The 850-nt window shown below is 59.5% G+C and carries 1 protein-coding gene; it reads right to left on the bottom strand.

The window, feature by feature from the left end:
• The coding region (locus HUK84_RS20585) for an IS5 family transposase (RefSeq protein WP_176641849.1) at nt 1–774 on the bottom strand (774 nt) is incomplete at its 3' end.
• Nucleotides 775–850 lie beyond the last annotated feature (76 nt).

Genomic DNA, 850 nt, shown 5'->3' with positions numbered 1-850 from the left:
TGCGGTTGAGGAAGCAACGGATTGTTCCCAATCTTTGGCGAGCCGCCTGCACCGTCCCAGCCAGGCGAATGTCCGTTCAACCACCCAGCGGCGCGGCAGGACCTGAAAGCCCTTCGCCGTATCGGATCGCCTGATGATTTCGACCGTCCATTTTCCCATGGAGGCGAGCGCGGATCGCAATTTCTCGCCAGCATAGCCTCCATCAGCGAAGATGTGGCGCAGCCAGGGAAAGCGCCTGCGTATTGCCGCCAGGACATCAACGGCCCCATCACGATCCTGGATGTCGGCGGCATGAACGAGGAGAAAGATCAGGAAGCCGCAGGTGTCAGTCACGATATGGCGCTTGCGGCCCCTGACCTTCTTGCCCGCGTCATAGCCCGAAAGCCCGCCACTTTCCGTGGTTTTGACCGACTGACTGTCAATCACGCCCGCGCTCGGAGAGGCATCACGCCCCTCGATCTCGCGCAGGCTCATGACCAGCACCGTATTCATGAACTCGAACAGTCTGGCATCACGCCACGCGTAAAAATAGCGCCTGACCGTCGAGAGCGGCGGAAAGCATTTCGGCAGCAGGCGCCATGCGCACCCGGCCGAGGCTATGTAGAGCATCGCGTTGACCACCTCGCGCATATCCGTCGTGCGGGGGCGGCCGCCCCGTTTCACCGGGGGCACAAATGGCATGATCAAAGCCCACTCCCCGTCCGTCATATCCGATGGATATCGCATTCCTTCCCGGCTATGTTCGCGTCGGGCAATACCAGTCCATGCCACCATTCACTCCATCTCTTCGCAAAGACGGATGAATCACAACTGGCTGGTATTGTTCAAAAACTTTCGGATCGGGCTCTTA

The sequence above is a fragment of the Nguyenibacter vanlangensis genome (assembly GCF_013376155.1).
Taxonomy (GTDB): Bacteria; Pseudomonadota; Alphaproteobacteria; order Acetobacterales; family Acetobacteraceae; genus Gluconacetobacter; species Gluconacetobacter vanlangensis.
The sequence above is the reverse complement of the archived record's forward strand: the minus strand, read 5'-3'. Positions and strand labels throughout refer to the sequence as shown.